Annotated in this window: 13 protein-coding genes; 6 read left to right on the top strand and 7 right to left on the bottom strand. The window is 74.2% G+C overall.

The genetic code is table 11. The annotated features are described in order from the left end of the window. Positions 1 to 39: 39 nt before the first annotated feature. Positions 40 to 3,759 carry an FxSxx-COOH system tetratricopeptide repeat protein gene (fxsT, locus tag ACFXHB_RS23440; protein WP_380576547.1) on the top strand — a complete coding sequence of 1,240 codons (3,720 nt, stop codon included), beginning with the start codon at positions 40 to 42 and terminating at the stop codon, positions 3,757 to 3,759. 82 nt (positions 3,760 to 3,841) lie between these two features. Here fxsT and ACFXHB_RS23435 read toward each other — a convergent pair whose 3' ends face one another. After that, entirely contained in the window at positions 3,842 to 4,306 is a 465-nt protein-coding gene (locus ACFXHB_RS23435; RefSeq protein ID WP_380576546.1) for a CBS domain-containing protein, read from the bottom strand. Continuing rightward, a complete protein-coding gene (locus ACFXHB_RS23430; RefSeq protein ID WP_380576545.1) occupies positions 4,303 to 5,334 on the bottom strand; it encodes a slipin family protein in 1,032 nt (343 codons plus the stop codon). The genes ACFXHB_RS23435 and ACFXHB_RS23430 overlap by 4 nt, the downstream gene beginning before the upstream one ends. Before the next feature lie 144 nt (positions 5,335 to 5,478). On the opposite strand from ACFXHB_RS23430, the gene ACFXHB_RS23425 reads away from it, so the two are divergent. Next, positions 5,479 to 6,288 (top strand): uracil-DNA glycosylase, encoded by an 810-nt coding sequence (locus tag ACFXHB_RS23425; RefSeq protein ID WP_380576544.1) that lies wholly within the window; start codon positions 5,479 to 5,481, stop codon positions 6,286 to 6,288. 93 nt (positions 6,289 to 6,381) lie between these two features. Here the strand turns inward: ACFXHB_RS23425 and ACFXHB_RS23420 are convergent, their stop codons facing one another. The 3 genes from ACFXHB_RS23420 to ACFXHB_RS23410 all read right to left on the bottom strand — a co-directional run bounded on the left by ACFXHB_RS23420 (position 6,382) and on the right by ACFXHB_RS23410 (position 10,381). Then, positions 6,382 to 8,316 carry an anthranilate synthase family protein gene (locus ACFXHB_RS23420; RefSeq protein ID WP_380576543.1) on the bottom strand — a complete coding sequence of 645 codons (1,935 nt, stop codon included), beginning with the start codon at positions 8,314 to 8,316 and terminating at the stop codon, positions 6,382 to 6,384. After that, a complete protein-coding gene (locus tag ACFXHB_RS23415) occupies positions 8,313 to 8,987 on the bottom strand; it encodes an isochorismatase family protein (RefSeq protein WP_380576542.1) in 675 nt (224 codons plus the stop codon). The genes ACFXHB_RS23420 and ACFXHB_RS23415 overlap by 4 nt, the downstream gene beginning before the upstream one ends. Before the next feature lie 179 nt (positions 8,988 to 9,166). After that, entirely contained in the window at positions 9,167 to 10,381 is a 1,215-nt protein-coding gene (locus ACFXHB_RS23410) for a 3-deoxy-7-phosphoheptulonate synthase (protein ID WP_380576541.1), read from the bottom strand. Positions 10,382 to 10,918: 537 nt separating this feature from the next. On the opposite strand from ACFXHB_RS23410, the gene ACFXHB_RS23405 reads away from it, so the two are divergent. Then, positions 10,919 to 11,683: an SDR family NAD(P)-dependent oxidoreductase gene (locus tag ACFXHB_RS23405; protein ID WP_380576540.1), complete on the top strand. Its 765-nt coding sequence runs from the start codon at positions 10,919 to 10,921 to the stop codon at positions 11,681 to 11,683. Between the two features lie 30 nt (positions 11,684 to 11,713). Here ACFXHB_RS23405 and ACFXHB_RS23400 read toward each other — a convergent pair whose 3' ends face one another. Continuing rightward, on the bottom strand, positions 11,714 to 12,616 hold the full coding sequence (locus tag ACFXHB_RS23400; protein ID WP_380576539.1) for a ScbA/BarX family gamma-butyrolactone biosynthesis protein: 903 nt from the start codon (positions 12,614 to 12,616) through the stop codon (positions 11,714 to 11,716). 133 nt (positions 12,617 to 12,749) lie between these two features. Between ACFXHB_RS23400 and ACFXHB_RS23395 the strand changes: the two genes are divergently transcribed. From ACFXHB_RS23395 to ACFXHB_RS23385, 3 genes are all read left to right on the top strand, one after another. Next, the gene (locus tag ACFXHB_RS23395) at positions 12,750 to 13,403 is read left to right on the top strand and encodes a ScbR family autoregulator-binding transcription factor (protein ID WP_380576538.1); all 654 of its coding nucleotides are present in this window, start codon (positions 12,750 to 12,752) and stop codon (positions 13,401 to 13,403) included. Between the two features lie 270 nt (positions 13,404 to 13,673). Beyond that, on the top strand, positions 13,674 to 14,825 hold the full coding sequence (locus ACFXHB_RS23390) for an IS701 family transposase (RefSeq protein WP_380576537.1): 1,152 nt from the start codon (positions 13,674 to 13,676) through the stop codon (positions 14,823 to 14,825). A gap of 559 nt (positions 14,826 to 15,384) precedes the next feature. After that, a complete protein-coding gene (locus ACFXHB_RS23385) occupies positions 15,385 to 16,881 on the top strand; it encodes a transposase (protein WP_380576536.1) in 1,497 nt (498 codons plus the stop codon). Between the two features lie 163 nt (positions 16,882 to 17,044). Here the strand turns inward: ACFXHB_RS23385 and ACFXHB_RS23380 are convergent, their stop codons facing one another. Beyond that, positions 17,045 to 17,758, bottom strand: coding sequence for a ScbR family autoregulator-binding transcription factor (locus tag ACFXHB_RS23380; protein WP_380576535.1), 714 nt, complete (start codon positions 17,756 to 17,758; stop codon positions 17,045 to 17,047). Between the last annotated feature and the right edge of the window lie 563 nt (positions 17,759 to 18,321).

The raw sequence follows: 18,321 nt of genomic DNA, 5'->3' as shown, positions 1-18,321 counted from the left end.
CCCGGCGCAGCACCGGGCCCCGCCGCCCCGCGCGACGGCGTGTCCACCCGGCGCGATCTCGTCAACACGGGCGGGGTGGTGGCGGCGAGCGTCCGCGACGTCCACCTCCACGGCCCGTACCCGGCTCCGGATCCGACTCCGGCCGACGGCCGCCCCGTCCAGGTCGGCACCGTCCCGATGCTCGCCGACTGCTTCCGGCACCGACCGGCCGTCGACGGCGTACTCGGCCCGCCGGGCGCTCCGAGCGGCCCCGGCACCGCCGGTACCCTCCCGTCGACCGTGCTCAGCGGCCCGGCCGGCGCCGGGAAGACCCAGGCCGCCGCCCACCAGGTCCAGTTGGCGCTGCACACCCGGGCGGTGGACCTGGTCCTCTGGGCCGACGCCGGCAGCGCCGGGTCGATCCGGCAGGCCTACCTCGCGGCCGCGCGGCGACTCGGCCTGGGCAGCGGGCCGGACGCGGCCGACCTGCTGCTGCCCTGGCTCAACACCACCGACCGGCGCTGGCTGGTCGTGCTCGACGGCCTGGCCGACCCGGCCGACCTGCTCGGCCTCTGGCCCGCCCCGAGCGCGACCGGCCGGCTCCTCGTCACCACCCGCCGGACCGACCACGGTCTGCGGACCAGCAGGCGCCGGCTGGTCCGGGTCGCGCCCTTCACCCCCGCGGAGGCGGTCGGCTATCTGACCGACCGCCTGGCGGTGCACGACCTCGCCCTGCCCGCCGGGGAGCTGTCCGCCCTGGTGGCCCGGACCGGGCGTCTCCCGGCCGACCTGGCGGACGCGGCCGGCCGGCTCCTGGCCGGTCCCGGAACCGGGCCGGCCGTCCCCCCGCGCCGGGGCGGCGCACCCGACGGCGGCTCCGGCGACTGCCCGCTGTGCCGGCTCCCGTTCGACGGCACCGCCGTCGCCCTCGTCCACGCCGCCGAGGACGCGCTCTGGGCACGCTGGGCCGAAGCCGTCCTGCGCCGGGCCGGCCTGACCGTCCTCCCGGCGGCCGACCGGACGATCACCCTGCTCTCCCCCGCCCTGCTGCGCGAACGGGCGCAACGGCGGGAGTGTCCGGACGGACCGGAGGACCCGGCCGACGGCGGACCGGGCACCGGCGGGGCGGGCGTCACCGTCCGGGTCGGGCCGGTACCCGTCGACGGCACGGCGGTGGACCTCGTCGGGCTCGGCCCCGGCCGGGCCGCCGCGGCCCTGCTGGCGGCGGTCGGCGCCGCCCCGCGCCCCGACGACCCGACGGGCCCGACGGACCTGGCGGACCTGACCGGCCTGCGGTACCCGGGGTCCGTCCCGGAGCACTTCAAGGTGCCCCCGCGCCACCCGTCCTTCACCGGCCGCCGGGACGTGCTGGAGCACCTGCACAGCCGGCTCGGCACCGGCGTGGCCGCCGTCCTGCCGACCTCGCAGACGCTCTACGGACTGGGCGGCATCGGGAAGACGCAGCTCGCCCTGGAGTACGCGCACCGGTACCGGGCGGAGTACGACCTGGTCTGGTGGATCGACGCCGAGCAGACCGAGTCGGTGGTCCTGGCCCTGGCCGGACTCGCCCGACGCCTCGGGCTGCCGGTCGGCGACTCCGTCGCGGAGGCCGCCGAGGCGGCCCGCGAGGCCTTGGGCCACGGCCGTCCGACGAGCCGCTGGCTGCTGGTCTTCGACAACGCCGACGAGCCCGCCGACATCCGGCCGTACTTCCCGGACGGGCCGGGCCGGATCCTGGTCACCTCGCGCAACCTCGGCTGGACCAGAGCCGCCAGCGCGCTGGAGGTCGACGTGTTCACCCGCCGGGAGAGCACCGAGCACCTGCGCCACCGGGTGCGCGGGCTCACCGCCGAGGAGGCCGGCGCGGTGGCCGAGGCCCTCGGCGACCTGCCGCTGGCCGTCGAGGTCGCCGCCGCGTGGCTGGACGCGACCGCGATGCCGGTGCCCGCCTACCTCGCCCAGCTCCACCGCGCGCTCTCGGCCGAGGGAGCCTTCGACTACCCGCGCTCGGTGGCCGCCACCTGGGCGGTCTCCATCGGCCGGCTGCGTGAGCAGTCCCCGGCCGCCGCGCGGTTGCTGCAACTCTGCGCCTACTTCGCGCCCGAGCCGATCTCCACGGGCCTGCTCTACGGCGACCGGACGGTCGAGGCCCTCCGTGAGGCCGACCCGACCGTCACCGACTCCTTCGCGGTCGCCATCGCCGTCCGGGCTCTGGGCCGCTACTCCCTCGCCCGGGTGGACACCGGGGCCGGCGGGCTCCAACTGCACCGGCTCGTCCAGGCCGTGGTGCGGGACGAGCTCGACGGCCTCCAGCAGGCCGTCGCCAAGCACACCGTGCACCGGATCCTCACCGGTGCCCGGCCACCCGTCGGGGAGACCGACGACCCGGCCAACTGGCCGGCCTTCGAGGAGATCTGGCCACACCTGGACGCCTCCGAAGCGGCGCTCTGCGACGAACCGGAGACCAGAGTGCTGCTGATCGACCGGGTCCGCTACCTGCAGAAGCGGGGCGAGGTGGACCAGGCGCTGGACCTCGGCCGGAGGCTCGACGCGCTCTGGGTCGAGCGGCTCGGAACCGACGACGAGCAGACCCTGCTGCTGCGCTTCGAGACCGCGATCGTGCTGCGGGTCCAGGGCAAGCACGCCGCGGCGCTGACGCTCGACGAGTTCACGCTGGCGCGCCAGCGCGAACTGCTCGGCGAGCACCACCCGCACACCCTGCGCACCGCCGGCTCGCTCGGCGCCGACCACCGGGCCCTCGGCCGCTTCCGGGAGGCGCTCGAACTCGACCTGCGCACCCTCGACCGGGTACGCGCGCAGTTCGGCGAGGACCACCCGCGCACCCTCGCCATGACGAACAACCTGGCCATCGACCACCGGCTGGTCGGCGACAGCGCGGCCGCCCTCGCCCTGGACCGGGACAACCTCCGCCGGCGCGTCCTGGTGCTCGGCCCGGGGCACCCCTACACCCTCTCCACCAAGACCTGTCTCGCCCGGGACCTGCGCGACCTCGGCGACAACGAGGGCGCGCTCGACCTCCTCCGGGAGGTGATGGCCGCCTTCGACGACGCCCTCGGCCCCGATCTGCCCGACCGCCTGCGCACCGCCACCCTGCTCGGCGCCGCACTGCGCCGCAGCGGCCGGCTCGCCGAGGCGCACCGGACCACCCGGGAGACCTTCGAACGCTATCGGGGCGGGTACGGCCCCGACTCCCCCGACGCACTGGTCTGCGAACTCGACCTGGCCGCCGACCAGAGCGCGGCGGGGGACCACGACGCCGCCCGGCGCACGGCCGGCCGCGTGCACGACGCCTACCGGCGGATGTTCGACGACGCGCACCCGTTCGCCCTGGCCTGCGCCGCCAACCTCGCCGTCTACCTGCGGCGCGCCGCAGACCCCCGGGAGGCGGTCCGGCGCGGCCGCACGACGGTGGGCGCCCTGCGCGGGACCCTCGGCCCGACCCATCCCTTCACCCTGGCCGCGACCGCCAACCTCGCCAACGCGCTGGCGGACGAGGGCCACCACGCCGAGGCCGAACGGGAGCACCGCGTCGCGCTGGCCGGCTTCACCGCCCGCTACGGACCCGAGCACCCGGACGCGCTCGCCACCGCGGCCGACCTGGCACTCACCCTGGTGCGCGGCGGCGACCCGGCGGCCCCCGAACGGCACCGGCAGGCCGTCGCGGACCTGGCCCGGCGCCTTGGCGAGCGGCACCCCGACACCCTCGCGGCCCGTGCGCGGCGCCCCGTCGACCGGGAACTGGAGATCCAGTGGTTCTGAGCGGTCCGACCGCGTGGAGCCGGGGGCCCGGCCCCGGAGAGCGACCGGCCCGGGCCCCCGGGGTGGGGCCGAGCTGCCGACACTAGGCGGTCTGCGGCTCCTGGACCTCCGTCGACCGCGGCGGCTCCTCCGCGCAGACCGCCGAGACGAACTCCGCCAGCCGCGCCTGCGGCAGGCCGCGCGCGATGTCCGCCTCGCTGATCATCCCGACCACCTCGTGCTCCGGGTGGTTGATCACCGGCAGCCGGCGCACCCGGTACTGCTCCATCATCCGCAGCACCTGCTCGGTGTCCTCGTCCGCCTCCACCGTCATCGGCCGGCCCTGGGCGATCTCGCCCGCCGTCACCTGTTCGGGGTCGCGCCCCTCGGCGACGCACTTCAGCACGATGTCCCGGTCGGTCACGATGCCGAGCAGCTTCTGCCGCTCTCCACAGATCGGCAGCGCGCCGACACCGCGTTCCCGCATGATCCGGGCCGCGGCGGCGAGGGTCTCGTGCTCACCGACGCACTCCGCACCCGCGTGCATGATGTCGCTGGCTCTGGTCATGATCGGCCTCCTGACGTGCCTGCCACTCCCGTTCCTCCATCGTGGTCCGGGCCCGGGGGCACCGCCACCGGGGCCTGCCCGGCGCGGTCCGCTCCGTTCGCCCCCGTGACCGGCGGGTCCGGCGGCGCCGTGACCGGAGGGTCCGGCGGCGCGTGCTCCAGCAGGCTCTCCAGCGGGGGCAGTTCGAGTTGCTCCACCTCGGCCGGCTTCGGCGGCTCGACCACCGGCGGCGCGTCCGCCCGCTCGCCGCCCTCGCCCACCGTCTTCCGGTTCACCTCCACCGCGCTGTCCAGGAACCGCAGCAGCTCCACCGGGAACGGCAGCACCAGCGTCGAGTTCTTCTCCGCCGCCACCTCCACCACGGTCTGCAGCAGGCGCAGCTGGAGGGCCGCCGGGGTCGCGCTCATCACCGCCGCGGCCTCCGACAACCGCGCCGAGGCCTGGTACTCGCCGTCCGCGGTGATGATCCGCGCCCGGCGCTCCCGCTCGGCCTCCGCCTGCCGCGACATCGAGCGCTTCATCGACTCCGGCAGGGCGACGTCCTTGATCTCGACCCGGTCGATCTCGATGCCCCAGCCCAGCGCCGGGCTGTCGATCATCAGCTCCAGGCCCTGGTTGATCGGCTCGCGGTTGGCCAGCAGGTCGTCCAGCTCGCTCTTGCCGATGATCGACCGCAGCGAGGTCTGGGCGACCTGCGAGATGGCGAAGTTGTAGTCCTGCACATTGACGGTCGCCTTCACCGGGTCCTCCACCCGGAAGTAGACGACCGCGTCCACCCGGACGGTCACGTTGTCCCGGGTGATGCCCTCCTGGGCGGGGATCGGCATCGTCACGATCTGGACGTTCACCTTGCGCAGCCGGTCCGCGACCGGCATCAGCCGCACCAGCCCGGGGCCCTGGATCTGCTCGCGCACCCGGCCGAAGCGGAACACCACGCCCCGCTGGAACTGCTGCACGACCCGGACGCTCAGTCCGGCCCACACGGCCACCAGTCCGAGCGCCGCCAGCACCGCATCCAGAATCAGCATCGCGGTCTCCTCGCGCGCACCGCCGCCCCGGCGGTCGCCGCCCCGGCCCGGCCGGGGGCCGCCGGAACAGCCGATTCCACGCTACGCCTGCGAAGGCGCCGCCGGAACGGCCGCCCGCCGAGCGCCGCCCCTAGGATCGTCCTCATGCCCCAGCCCGCCGCCGAAGACCCGGCCACCGACCCGGCGGACCCACATCACCCGGCCGCGGCCGCCGCCCGCGCGGTCGCGGTCCCCGCGCTGGACCGCGTCGTCACCCACTGCCGGGCCTGCCCCCGGCTGGTCGCGTGGCGCGAGGAGACCGCCCGGACCAAGCGCCGCGCGTACCTGGACTGGGACTACTGGGGCCGTCCGATCCCCGGCTTCGGCCCGCCCGACGCACCGCTGGTCCTGGTCGGCCTCGCCCCCGCCGCCCACGGCGGCAACCGCACCGGCCGGATCTTCACCGGTGACCCGTCCGGCGACCTGCTCTACGCCGCGCTGTACGAGCTGGGGCTGGCCAATCGGGCGGAGTCCGTCCGGCACGGGGACGGCCTTCGGCTCCAGGGCGTCCGGATCACCGACCCGGTCCGCTGCGCGCCGCCCGACAACAGGCCGACCACCGCCGAACGGGACACCTGCCGGCCGTGGATCACCCGCGAGCTGGAGCTGCTGCGACCGACGGTACGGACCGTCGTCGCGCTCGGCGGGTTCGCCTGGCAGGCGCTGCTCCCGGCGGTCGCCGCGGCCGGCTGGCAGCCGCCCCGGCCCCGACCGGTCTTCGGCCACGGCGCCCACGTGATCCTGCCGGCCGCCGACGGCGGGCCGCCGCTGGAGCTGTACGGGTGCTACCACGTCAGCCCGCGCAACACGAACACCGGCCGGCTGAACCCCGGCATGCTGCGGGAGCTGCTCCGCACGGCCGCCCGCTCGGCCGGTCTGGACCCGCGCCCGGAACGGCCGGCCCCCGCCCGCTGAGCACCGGGCGGGGGGCGGCCACCCCGGGCTACCGGCCTGGACCGACCGGCAGCGGGGGCGCGGCCGGCGGGCCGCCCCGCGCCGCCCCCGTTCTCACCCGGCCAGCACCTCGGTCAGCAGCCCGCCCACCAGTCGGACGCCGTCCTCGGTGAGGATCGACTCGGCGTGGAACTGCAGCGAGGCGAAGTGCGGCCCGCGCAGCGCGTGCACCTCGCCGCTCTCCGCGTCCCGGCTCACCTCCACCAGGCCGACGCCCTCGCACTCGACCTTGGCCTCGACGCTGCGGGCGGCGAAGGTGTTGTAGAAGCCCACCCGCTCCCGGGCCCCGAACAGGTCGATCTCGCGCTGCACGCCCTGGTTCGGCGCCTCCCGGCGGACCAGGGGGAGGCCGAGCCGCAGGCCGAGCACCTGGTGGCTGAGGCAGACCGCGAAGAACGGCTGCCGCTCCTGGAGCAGCACGTCGATCGTCGACCGCAGCCGAGCGATCTTGGGGTGCGCCGCCTCCCGGGGGTCTCCCGGACCGGGGCCCATCACGACCAGGTCGTACCCGTCCGGCGTGTACGGCTCGTCGAACCGACGCACCGTCACCTCCAGCCCCAGCGAACGGAGTTGGTGGTCGATCATCGCGGTGAAGGTGTCCTCCGCGTCCACCACCAGCACCCGGCGGCCGATCAGGACGGGCTCCGGCCGGGCCCGCACCGCGTCCGGCGCCAACCAGAACCCGGCGACGGTCGCGTTGCGCCGCTCCAGCGCGGCCCGGACGTCGGGGTGCGTACCGAGCCCGCCCACGCCGTTCGCGGCCGGGGCCGCGGCCGTGGTCGGGGCGGGACCGTCCGCCTGGAGGGCCGCGAGCAGCCCGGCCGCCTTCGCCCTGGTCTCGGCCACCTCCTGGTCGGGGTCGGAGTGGCGCACCAGGGTGGCGCCCACCCCGATCCGCACCCGCCCCCGGTCGTCGATGTCGGCGGTCCGGATCAGGATCGACGAGTCGAGGGCCGAGCCGCCCCGCTCGTCGCGCCCGATCAGGGCCACCACTCCGCTGTAGTAGCCGCGCCCCTGCGGCTCGTAGCGGTGGATGACCCGGCAGGCGCTCTCCAACGGGCTGCCGGTGACGGTCGGGGCGAACAGCGTCTCGCGCAGGATCTCGCGCGGATCGCGCGTACTGCGCCCCTCGATGAAGTACTCGGTGTGCGCGAGCCGGGCCATCTCCTTGAGGTACGGGCCGACCACCCGGCCACCCGTCTCGCAGATCCGGGCCATCATCTTGAGTTCCTCGTCGACGACCATGTACAGCTCGTCGGACTCCTTGCGGTCGGCGAGGAAGTCCATCACCTCCGGCAGGGTGGGGCCCGAGGGCGGGTAACGGTAGGTGCCGCTGATCGGGTTCATCACGGCGTTGCCGCCGGAGAGGCTGAGGTGCCGCTCGGGGGTGGCGCCGACGAAGGTACGGTCCCCGGTGTGGACGATGAACGTCCAGTAGGCGCCCGACTCCCCCCGCACCAGCCGGCGGAAGAACGACAGCGCGCTGTGCGTCGTGTAACCGGTGATGTCGGCGAGGAACGAGCGCTTGATGACGAAGTTCGCCCCCTCGCCGCGGCCGATCTCGTCGGCGATGACCCTGCGCACCGTGTCGGCGTAGGCCTGGTCGTCCACGTCGAAGTGCCCGTCGGCCAGCGAGATCGGCACGTCGGGGAGCCGCCGCAGCACCTCGTCCAACGGCAGCACGCCCTGCCCGGTGACGGTCATCGCGATCAGCGGTTCGCCGTCGTCGGCGCAGGCGAAGCCGCGCTCGGCGATCTGCCGGTAGGGGACGATCGCCAGCACCTCGTGGCGCGCGCCGGCGCCGCCGCCTTCGGGAACGGGGAGATCGGCCAGTGTCCCCGGCGTCGACACCGTACCGACCAGCACGTCCAGGGCGTCCGGCCCGGTCGACTCCGGACGGTGGAGGAGCGCGAAGGCGGGCGGCCGCGGCCCGAGGACACGGTCCAGCAGATCCACGGCGAGCGGCGCCGCCGCCCCGGCCCCGGTCATGCGCCGGCCTCCCGGACACCGCCGGCCACGACGGTGGACGGCCGCAGCCCGGCGAGGACCTCGTCGGTGGTGACCACCACCGCGCAGCGCTGCGCCGCGTAGTCGAGGGCCAGCCGGTGGTACTCCTCGGAGAAGTCCGCGACGGCGTCCGCCACCAGGAACGGCTGGATGTCGTTGGTGAACGCCTCGACCGCGCTCATCAGCACACCGACGTGGGCGTACACGCCGCAGACCACGAGCTGGTCGCGGCCGCGCTCGCGCATCCGCTCCAGCAGGCCGGAGCGGAAGAAGGCGCTGTAGCGCCACTTGGTGAACACCCAGTCGTCCGGGGCCGGTTCGAGCGGCTCCACGACCTGCCGGTCGACCGGGTCGACCCGCATGCCCGGCCCCCAGAAGTCCTTGAGCAGGCCGCGCTGCTCCTCGGTCATGCCGCCGGGCTGCGCCGTGTAGGCCACCGGAATGCCCAGCTCGGCGCTGCGCTCTCGCAACCGGGCGGCGTTGCGCACGAGTTGGTCACGGGTCGGCCCGGGGAACGGCCGCAGGAAGTACCGCTGCATGTCGTGCACGAGCAGCACCGCCCGGTCCGGGTCCACGGTCCACCGGGCGGTGTTGCCGGGCAGGTCGGCCGCGGTCGGCATCGGGTACGGCGCGATGGGGGGTATGCCCGCCATGGCCTTCCTCTCCTGGATCTGCTGGATCGAATCGCCGGCGTGGCCGGCCGCGTCGGTGCGGCCGGGCCGGCGCCGGTGGGGTGGGACGGCCCGGCACCACGGTCACCGGGGGGCGGTGGCGCCGTGGTGCCGGGCCGGGCCCGGTTCTGCGTCGCGGCGGCGGGAGGTCGGGCCGGGGGTCAGCCCTGGACCCCGGCCGCGCCCACCGGGGCCGACCGGCCGGTCAGCCACCAGGCCGACACCACGGCGAGGGCCTGTCCCGGGTTGAGCCGCGGGTCGCAGAAGCTCGTGTACGTGGCCCCGACCTCGTCGATCCGGGCCTCGCTGTGGACGCATTCGGTCACGTCGTCGGGGGTGGTCTCCAGGTGGAGTCCGCCCGCCGTGCCGCCCGCGCCGCGGACCGCCAGCCGGAACTCCCTGACCTCGTGGGAGATCGTCCGCACGAAACGGGTCTTGAGCCCGTCCGGGGTACTGACCGTGTTGCCGTGCATCGGGTCGGTGAGCCAGATCACCGGGTGCCCCGCGCCGCGGACGGCGGCGACGAGGGCGGGCAGCCGCTCGGTCACCGCCTCGGCGCCCATCCGGGCGATCAGCGTGAGCCGGCCCGGCTCCCGCCGGGGGTCGAGCCGCTCGCACAGGGCCAGCAGCTCGTCGACCGTCATCGTCGGACCGACCTTGCAGGCCACCGGGTTGGCCACCTCGGCGAGCAGCGTGACATGGGCCCCGTCGACCTGCCGGGTGCGCTCGCCGATCCAGGGCCAGTGCGTGGAGGCGAGCAGCAGCCGCCCCTCGTCGTCCCGGCGCAGCATGGGCACCTCGTAGTCGAGCAGCAGCGCCTCGTGGCTCGTCCAGACGGGCGACCCGACGGCGAGCGGCCCGCCGCGGCTGCGCCAGCCCAGGTGTCCCATGACGTCATAAGCGGTCTGATAGCCCGTCAGCAGACGCAAGGGGTCCGGGCGCCGCAGCTCGGGGTCGGGCTCCGGGCTATTGACCATGTGCCCCCGGTAGACCGGCAGTTCGACATCGCCGACCCGCTCGGTGGGGTTGGAGCGGGGCTTGGCGAACTGGCCGGCGATCCGGCCGACGCGGATCACCGGCTTGCAGGTGTCCAGTTGGAGCGCTCCCGCGAGCAGGTCGAGCACGCCGACCTTGCGCGCCACGTAGCCGGAGGTGCACTCGGCCGGGTCCTCCGCGCAGTCGCCCGCCTGCACCACATGGGCCTCGCCCGCGGCGACCCGGGCCAGCAGCGCGCGCAGCGTGCGGACGTCCTCGGCCTCGACGAGCGCGGGGCGGGTGGCCAGTTCCTTCCGGACCTGTCGGACCAGTGCCGCGTCTTCCCAGGGCGGCTGCTGCAACGCGCTTTCAAGTCGGATATCGAGCAGAGTACTTTCCACCGATTTCTCCAAATCGCGAACGGGCGATGGGCGCGGTTCGCCCCACGGCCGAGCAGGCGGGCATTTCGCGCAACTGTCAACGGAGCCGGAAATCGCATCCACGCGGACCAGGGCCGGCAGTCGCCGCAGGGTCGGCGGAACCGGGGATCTCCTCGTTCGTCCTGCGTGAACGTCGTTGGAACACGAGAGCGGCGGGCGGAGAAGACGGGCTGAACCGCGGTGCCCCGGACAATCGGCACCGAACCGTCGGCGACCCCCCGCAACGGCCTACATCATGTAACGGAACGGGGATACCGCCAACGTTCGTCACCGCACTTCGTCAGGTGACCGGCAGTTCGTCAGGTGACCAGTAGTTCGTCAGGTGACGAATAGTCCATCAGGTCGTTGCGGGCACGTAGCATCACCGACCGGCGGCGGCGACGATCGGCCCGAAGGAACTCACTACCGGGACAGGTGACGTGACGTCATATCACCCTGGCGGTCGGCAGACTGGCGAAGTTCGTACCCCCTCGGGCGGCGGCCTGCGAGACTGCGGTCATGGATAACGATCTCCTCTCCGGCAAAGTCGTCCTCATCACCGGCGCGAGCAGCGGCATCGGCGCGGCGGCGGCCCGCGTGTTCGCCCGGGAGGGCGCCACCGTGGTCCTCACCGCCCGCCGGGAGGAGCGCCTGGCCGCGCTGACCGCCGAACTGCGGGACAAGGGGGTCCGCGCCGGGTACGTGGTGGGCGACGTCTCCGTCGCGGCGGACGCCGCCAGGGCCGTCGACTTCGCGGTGGCCGAGTACGGGCGGCTCGACGCGGCCTTCAACAACGCGGGGATCGGCGGCGACCGCACCCCGCTGCACCTGATGACGGACGACGTCTACGACACCGTCATGGACACCAACGTGCGCGGCGTCTTCAACTGCCTGCGGTACGAGATAGCGGCGATGCTGGACCACGGCCGGGGCAGCGTCGTCAACAACAGCAGCGTGGGCGGCCTGGTCGCGATCCCCACCGCCGCCCCCTACATCGCCTCCAAGCACGCGGTCATCGGCTTCACCAGGGCCGCCGCCGACGAGTACGCCAAGCAGGGCATCCGGGTGAACGCGGTCGCCCCCGGAACCACCCGCAGCGAGATCACGGCCGACTGGTTCGGCCGCAACCCGGGCCTCGAAGATCTGGCCAACTCGCTGACGCCGCAGGGGCGCACGGCGGCTCCGGAGGAGATCGCGGAGGCAGCGGCCTGGCTACTGAGCGACCGCTGCCCCTTCCTGACCGGCACCGTCCTGCCGGTCGACGGCGGCTTCGTCAACCAGTGAACCGCCCGCGGCGGTCCGGCGGCGGTCCGGTCACCGCCTCACCCCGTTGAACTCGACCCGGAAGGCCGGCTCCCCGTCCTGTGTGCCCGTGACCCGGACGGCGGACAGCGCGGGGTGGCCGGCCGGCGCCCACTCGGCCTCGATCCAGCACGGGCGGTCGAACTCGACGTAGCGCCGGTACCTGGTGGCGACGCCGGCGGGCAGGAAGGACACCGGCCCCTGCAGGGCCTGGGCGGCCTGGGCGGCCGCCTCCAGCAGCGCCAGGCCCGGCACGTGGTCCACCGGGTGGTCGAAGAGCAGGTGGTTGGCCGGGTCGTTGCGCAGCAGCCAGCGGTGCGGCCGGTCACCCGGCGCGAGGGCCACCTCGGTGGCGCGGAGCCGGCCCACGTGGTCGGCGGATATCGGCTCCGGCAACGACCAGGCACCCCAGTCCACCCCGAGACCGTCACCCCGCACCCGCCGGTAGGCCGCGGGCGAGATCCAGCCGAACTCGGAGTCCGCCCGGGCCACCTCGGCGCCGTCGCACCGGACCAGGATGCCCATCCGCAGCGAGCTGACGGCTCGTCGGCCCCGGTCGGCTGCCGACACCGTGACCCGTACGTCCAGCGTGGCACTGCGGCCGCGTGGCAGCCGGAAGTCCGGGTCGATCGTGAAGTCCAGGGTGCTCAGTACGGTTTGGTGGGTCAGCGGTACGTCGTACTCGGCGTGCGCGACGACCAGGCCGCTCTGCCGGATGGTCTGGGCGAGTATGCGCGGGTCGTACGGCAGGTCCAGCCGGACGGCCGGCCATCTGACGTCCAGCCCGAACTCGTCGGCCCCCAGCCGCTCCCAGCCGGTGACCAGGATGGAGGTTTCGCGTCGAAGGTGTGCGTAGGCGCCGAGGAGAGTCGGCGAAGGAGTGGATGAACGTGGCGCGAGAGTGACGTCTTGCAAGGCCCCCCCTTGGTCTGACGGGTCAGCACAGCTCAGCGGACTGTGCTATTCAAGTACCGGTTCTCCGGTCGGTTTCGAACCGCGAGCAAGTCTAGTTCAAGCAATGGTAAAGAGAATGCAGCGGAGGCATAAAGTGTCAAGGCAGGAGCGCGCGATCAACACCCGTCGACTGATCCTCGAGGCCGCGGCCGAGATGTTCAACGAGCTCGGGTACGACGCCACCACCATCGGCGGCCTCATCGAACGGATCCAACTCACCCGCGGCGGGCTCTACTTCCACTTCACCACCAAGGAGCAGCTGGCCCGCGGCGTGCTGGCCGAGGCGGTGACCATGGAGGGGCTCGCCCCGCAGGCCTTCAAGCTGCAGGAGTGGGTGGACCTCGCCCTCCTGCTCGCCCACCGGCTGCCCCGGGAGCCGATGCTGAGCGCCGCGATCCGGCTGTCCGTCGACGTCAAGTCCCGTGGCCTGTTCGGCACTCGGTGGCCCGACTGGATCGAGGTCGGGCAGCAGCTGCTGACCGAGGCGAAGGAGCGGGGTGAACTGCTCGCCCACGTCGACCCGGCGGAGACCGCCCGGCTGTTCGTCGGGGCGTGGACCGGAGTCCAGCTGATCACCGAGACGCTGCCGGAGCACACGCTGTCCCAGGAGATCTCGAACCTGTTCGCGCTCGTCCTCCCCAATGTCGCCAGCCCCGGCGTGCTGGCCCGGCTGGACTCCTCCCCCTATCGCGCGAAGCGCCTCCTGGAGGAGGCCGGTCGGCCTGAGGCCCCGTCACCGGTGGTCTGATTCCGGCCGACCGGCCCGACCGGGACACGATCGCCCCCGACCCGCCCCGGCCCGGCACGGCGGCCGGCCACCGTGCCGGCCGGCCGGCACGGAATCCCCGCGGACGACCGCGGCGGTTCCGCCGCGCAGCAGGGCAGCCACCACCCACACCAGCCTGTATAAAATAGAACAGGACAGCAGTCCTCTTTTGGGAGTTCGAGCCGGGCGCCACCGATGCGGGGTGGTGGTCCGTCCGGTCGGCTGGGGTGGCGGACCACAGGGGGATCAACCATGCGACACCTGCACCAATCTGTCGGCACGACCGAGGAGCCGACCCCCGCGACGGCGCTCGACCCCGAGCTCAGCGCCCAGCTGTTCGGCTCGCTGCGGCGCAGCGGGCAGCGGCTCAAGGCGGAGCAGTACGTCCGGGGCCTGCTGGCGCTGGAGGGGCGCAAGACCTTACGCGGCATCGCGGCGCAGTTCGACGGCGTCGCGGCGCAGCAGAGCGTCCACCACTTCATCAGCGCCTCCCCCTGGGAGTGGATGCCGGTGCGGCACGCCCTCGCCCACCAGGTGCGGCGGACGCTGGCTCCGCAGGCCTGGGTGGTCAGACCGATCCTGATACCCAAGGCCGGATCCCATTCGGTCGGCATCGACCAGCAGGTCCTGCCCCTGGGGCGGATCGTCAACGGGCAGCACGCGGTGGGGGCCTGGCTGGCCTCCGGGCATTCCGCCGTTCCCGTCGACTGGCAGTTGCGGCTGTCCGCCCGCTGGCTGGCCGACCCGCTGCGGGAGCGGGCGAGCGTTCCCGCCGACGCGGCGGTCGCCACCATCGAGGACTGCGTCCGGACGGCGGTGGCCAACGTCCAGGCGATCGGTGTGCTGCGCGGCCCGGTCGTGGTGGACGTCGCCGAGGTGGACGCCGTCTCGGTGGCGCGCTTCCTCGCGTCGATGGGGGTCGCGTTCGTGGTGCGGATCGGTCCGCAGGCACCGCTGCGGCTCGACCGGACCGAGCTGCCCAGCTACAGCGGCCGGGGGCGGACGGCGGGCGAACTCGCCGAGTCCCTGCCGCGGTTGCGCCGACAGGTCAATCCGGGCGACGGGCCCACCACGGCGGTGGCGATCCCCGTGCTGACCTCGTCGTCGCGCGGTGAGCGGATGCTGCTGCTGGGCGAGTGGCGCCCGGTCGGACGCCCGCGCCGGCGGCTGTGGCTCACCAACGCCGACGCGCCCTGCGTCCTCACCGCACTGCGACTCACCCGGCTGCCGGGCGTCGTGCTGCGGGACTTCACCACGATCTCCGAGCGCGTGGGGGTGCGGGACTTCGGCGGGCGGTCGTTCCCGGGCTGGCACCGGCACATCACGCTGGCCTCGGTCGCCCATCTGATCGCCACTCTGGAGGCACGCGGGCCGGTGACGCGCGGCGGCCGCGCCGGGAGCTGACCCGACCGTCCCGACTTCACAGGACTACTGTCCGGTAACGTGACACTCTCGCTCCGCGTGCGATGGCATCGGCCCCGTTCGCTCCTTACTGTCATGGAGCGGCGCGCCAGGCCGCCATGACCGCCGCCGACCTCGGAACAGGAGTGCACACCGTGGAGTTGACCCTCACCCGACCTTCCCGGCACTGCTCGCCGACCGGTCGGCGAGCAGTGCCGACGACACAGGATGGGCGTCCGCTCAGCGGCCCGTTCTCCATCCACCCCGATCGACCGCGGCTCGACCGCCGGGCCCGTCCACTCCGGCGCTGAGGAGGTCGGCACCCCGCGCCCTCCGGCGGCCGGCCGTCGCCCGCGGGACACACCTCCGGCGACGGCCCGCCGGGCTGCCGTCCCGTTCCCGGCCCGCCCCACCGCACCCCCCCCCCGCGAGCCCGACCGGTGTCCCGGCCGGAGCCGTTCCGGGTCGCGCCCCCGTGCGCCCCGGTCCGGTCACCGCGAGCCGGGGCCCCTGCCACCGCGGTCCGGCACGCTCCCCCGAAGACCACGACTACGGAGACGACTTGAGCACCCAGACGTTGGCACAGCGACGGCACGTCAAGGCTCCGGTCGGCGACAACGACCGGTCGAAGCCCTCCGCCCGTCCCGCGAACCCCACCGGATTCCCACCGTCCGCCCCGAGCGGCACCGCGCCGGGCCCGGCCGGGCCGTCCACCGCCGCTCCCGCGGGTCCGGCCCAGGCACGTCCGACCCGGGCCGGCACTCTCGCCACCGGCGAGACGTCACCACCCCGGCCGGGGCCCGAAGAACCCGCGACCGCCGCCGAGGAACCGGCGGTGGCGGCCGGACCGCCCGGGCCGGGCCCGCTACCGCACGCCCGCACACCGTTCCCGCCCGGCTCCCACGACGTCCTGCTCACCGACCTCTGCTCGATCCTCTTCACCTCGCTCTCCCGCAGCGACCAGTGCAGAAAGGGCATGCAGTACCTGCGCGGCCTGCTGGAGACGGAGGGACGCAAGTCGATCCGGAACATCGCGGCACTGCTCGGCAAGCCGGCGTCGGAGCAGAACCTGCACCACTTCATCTGCAGCTCCACCTGGGACTGGGTGCCCATCCGCCGGGCCCTGGCGCACTATCTGGTCGGCGCGGCCGCCCCGCAGGCCTGGGTGGTGCAGCCGATGATCATCCCCAAGACCGGCCGGCACTCGGTCGGCGTGGAGCGGCACTTCTTCCCCACCCTGGGGCAGGTGCTGAACGCCCAGCACGCGATCGGCGTCTGGGCGGCCTCGGAGGAGCTGAGCACCCCGGTCAACTGGCGTCTCCACCTGCCCGAGGTCTGGCTCACGGACGATCTGCGGCGCAGTCAGGTGTCGATCCCGGACGAGGTCGGCGTGGAGACCCTGGGCGAGGGCATGATCGAGGCCTGCCTGGAGACCACCGCGGGGTGGGGTCTGCCGGTGCGGCCCGTGGTCCTCGACATCGGCGAGTCACAGGCCATGACGATCTTCGGGAAGCTCAACGCGCACGGTGTGCCGCTGCTCGCCCGGGTCGGCGGCGACCTCCGACTCGCCGTCCTGGACTCCGTGCTGCCCGGCTCCGGGGGCAGGCCGCTGCCGGCCCACCGCGTCATGAGCCTGGCCAAGGACATGCGCCGGCCCGTCCCGGGGAGGGAGCCCGGGCCGCACGCCGCGGCACGGCCGGCCCTGGCCGCGACCATCCGCGTCGGTCTGCCGTCGGTCTCCCCCGCCTCCCCGGCCGCGGCCGGTGTCGGCCAGACCGCGGCGGGCGGGGAGCTCCTGCTGCTGGGCATCGGCGAGGAGGGCGGGCACTGGCCGGCCGAGCTGTGGCTGACCAACCTGACCGCCGTGTCCGCGGCGACCCTGGTCCGGCTCAGCCGGCTCACCGGGAAGGTCGACCAGGACTTCACGGAGATCGCGGACCGGGTGGGCATCCGTGACTTCACCGGGCGCTCGTTCAGCGGCTGGCACCGTCACGTCACGCTGGCCTCGGCCGCCCACGCGGTCGTCGCGTTGGCCAACCGGCGCGAACGGCCCGCCTGACCGGACGCCGGGGGCAGTCGGCGGGAGCGGGGGTGGCGACGGCGGCGGCCAGGAAGGACCAGGACGGATGTCCGGTCGGCCGGCGCGGGGAACGGGTGGCCCGCACCCGGCCCGGGCGCGGACCGGCGGACCGGCGCCACCACCGCCCGCCCCGGCCCGGCCGTCAGCAGCACGACAGCGCGCCGCAGGGCTGCGCGGCCCCCCGGCCGCCGCCGTCTGACCAGTCCGCGCCCCGCGGCCGCTCCCCCGCCCCCGGCGGCTCCGGACAGCTGCCCTCCGGGTCGATCCCGGCCCGCGCCTCCGCCGTCGCGAGCTGCGGCAGCATCAGCCGCCAGAACGGCGCGACCGCCTGACGCGAGTGCCACTGGGGATCGCGCCGCCCCAGCACCTCCAGGCCGGCAATGACGGCCGTGATGGCGGCCACGGCCTCGTCGAGCACGATGTCGGCGGCCAGACTGCCCTGCGCCCGGGCGACGGTCAGCATCAGCTGCACCCAGTCCTGCCACTGCTGCCACAGGTTCGCGCCGCCCGGCCAGGTCGCGTCGCTGCCGAGACAGAACCCCGCCCGCAGCACGGCGTCGTGGGAGAGCCGCTGGGCCAGGGTGTGCGAGGTGTCGACGAGCAGCTGGAGTGGCGCGGGGTGCCGCAGGGGAATGTTGCCGGTGATGTGCAACAGGGTTTCCGCGGCGGCCGATTCGACCGCCTCCCCGAGCGCCCGCTTGTTCCCGAAGTGGAAGTGCAGCGCACCGTGGCTGAGACCGGCCCGGACGCAGATCTGCGTAATGGAGGATTCCGCGAATCCGGATCGGGCGAAGGTCTCTGCGGCAGAACGGATCAGTTCCTGCCGTGTGCGGACGGCACGATTCTGCTTGGCCATGGGAGCGCTCCGGAAAAGTGGTGAGCGACGGGTGAAACGCACGGAAGTACGCCGCGGGGCGACAATGGAGGCGCTGATTCCGGCAGCCGTCACGCGGTCCGGCCGGATCATGCCCGGCAGAACGCGCGCCGGGGTGGATCGTGCCCGGTCCGGATCGGCCTGGATCGGCACCCGGAGGAAACTGCTGCCGGGGCCGCCGCCCCCGGCCCGAACGACCTGCGCGCATTCACATGCACGGGGTCGGATTCTATCACGCCTGCAACTCTCCATGTACGGAACGTAATGATCCGGAGCGTGCTCGGACTCGAATTGCCCGCCCATCCGTTCGAGCCCTTCGGCGGTCCGCCGGAATGCTCGTGCTGCCGGAATATGCCGCTCCCGGGGCCGCCGTCGAGGCCGACCCGGTCCGCACGGCGCCGGCTCCCGCGCGGCCGGCCCCGGCCCCGCAAGCGAAGTCGCCCGGAGGGCCGGCCCGACGATGCGGGCCGGCCCGCCCGGGGACCCGGGGTTCGGGGGTTGCGCCGCCGCGGACCGCGCGCGGGGAGCGCCCCAGCCGGCGGAAA

Source organism: Kitasatospora sp. NPDC059327, assembly GCF_042752535.1.
Lineage (GTDB): Bacteria > Actinomycetota > Actinomycetes > Streptomycetales > Streptomycetaceae > Kitasatospora.
The sequence above is the reverse complement of the archived record's forward strand: the minus strand, read 5'-3'. Positions and strand labels throughout refer to the sequence as shown.

Bases quoted from the DNA above. Each gene is read 5' to 3' on its own strand.
- ACFXHB_RS23435 (WP_380576546.1), bottom strand. From the start codon at position 4,306: ATGACCAGAGCCAGCGACATCATGCACGCGGGTGCGGAGTGCGTCGGT.
- ACFXHB_RS23430 (WP_380576545.1), bottom strand. From the start codon at position 5,334: ATGCTGATTCTGGATGCGGTGCTGGCGGCGCTCGGACTGGTGGCCGTG.
- ACFXHB_RS23425 (WP_380576544.1), top strand. From the start codon at position 5,479: ATGCCCCAGCCCGCCGCCGAAGACCCGGCCACCGACCCGGCGGACCCA.
- ACFXHB_RS23420 (WP_380576543.1), bottom strand. From the start codon at position 8,316: ATGACCGGGGCCGGGGCGGCGGCGCCGCTCGCCGTGGATCTGCTGGAC.
- ACFXHB_RS23415 (WP_380576542.1), bottom strand. From the start codon at position 8,987: ATGGCGGGCATACCCCCCATCGCGCCGTACCCGATGCCGACCGCGGCC.
- ACFXHB_RS23405 (WP_380576540.1), top strand. From the start codon at position 10,919: ATGGATAACGATCTCCTCTCCGGCAAAGTCGTCCTCATCACCGGCGCG.
- ACFXHB_RS23390 (WP_380576537.1), top strand. From the start codon at position 13,674: ATGCGACACCTGCACCAATCTGTCGGCACGACCGAGGAGCCGACCCCC.
- ACFXHB_RS23380 (WP_380576535.1), bottom strand. From the start codon at position 17,758: ATGGCCAAGCAGAATCGTGCCGTCCGCACACGGCAGGAACTGATCCGT.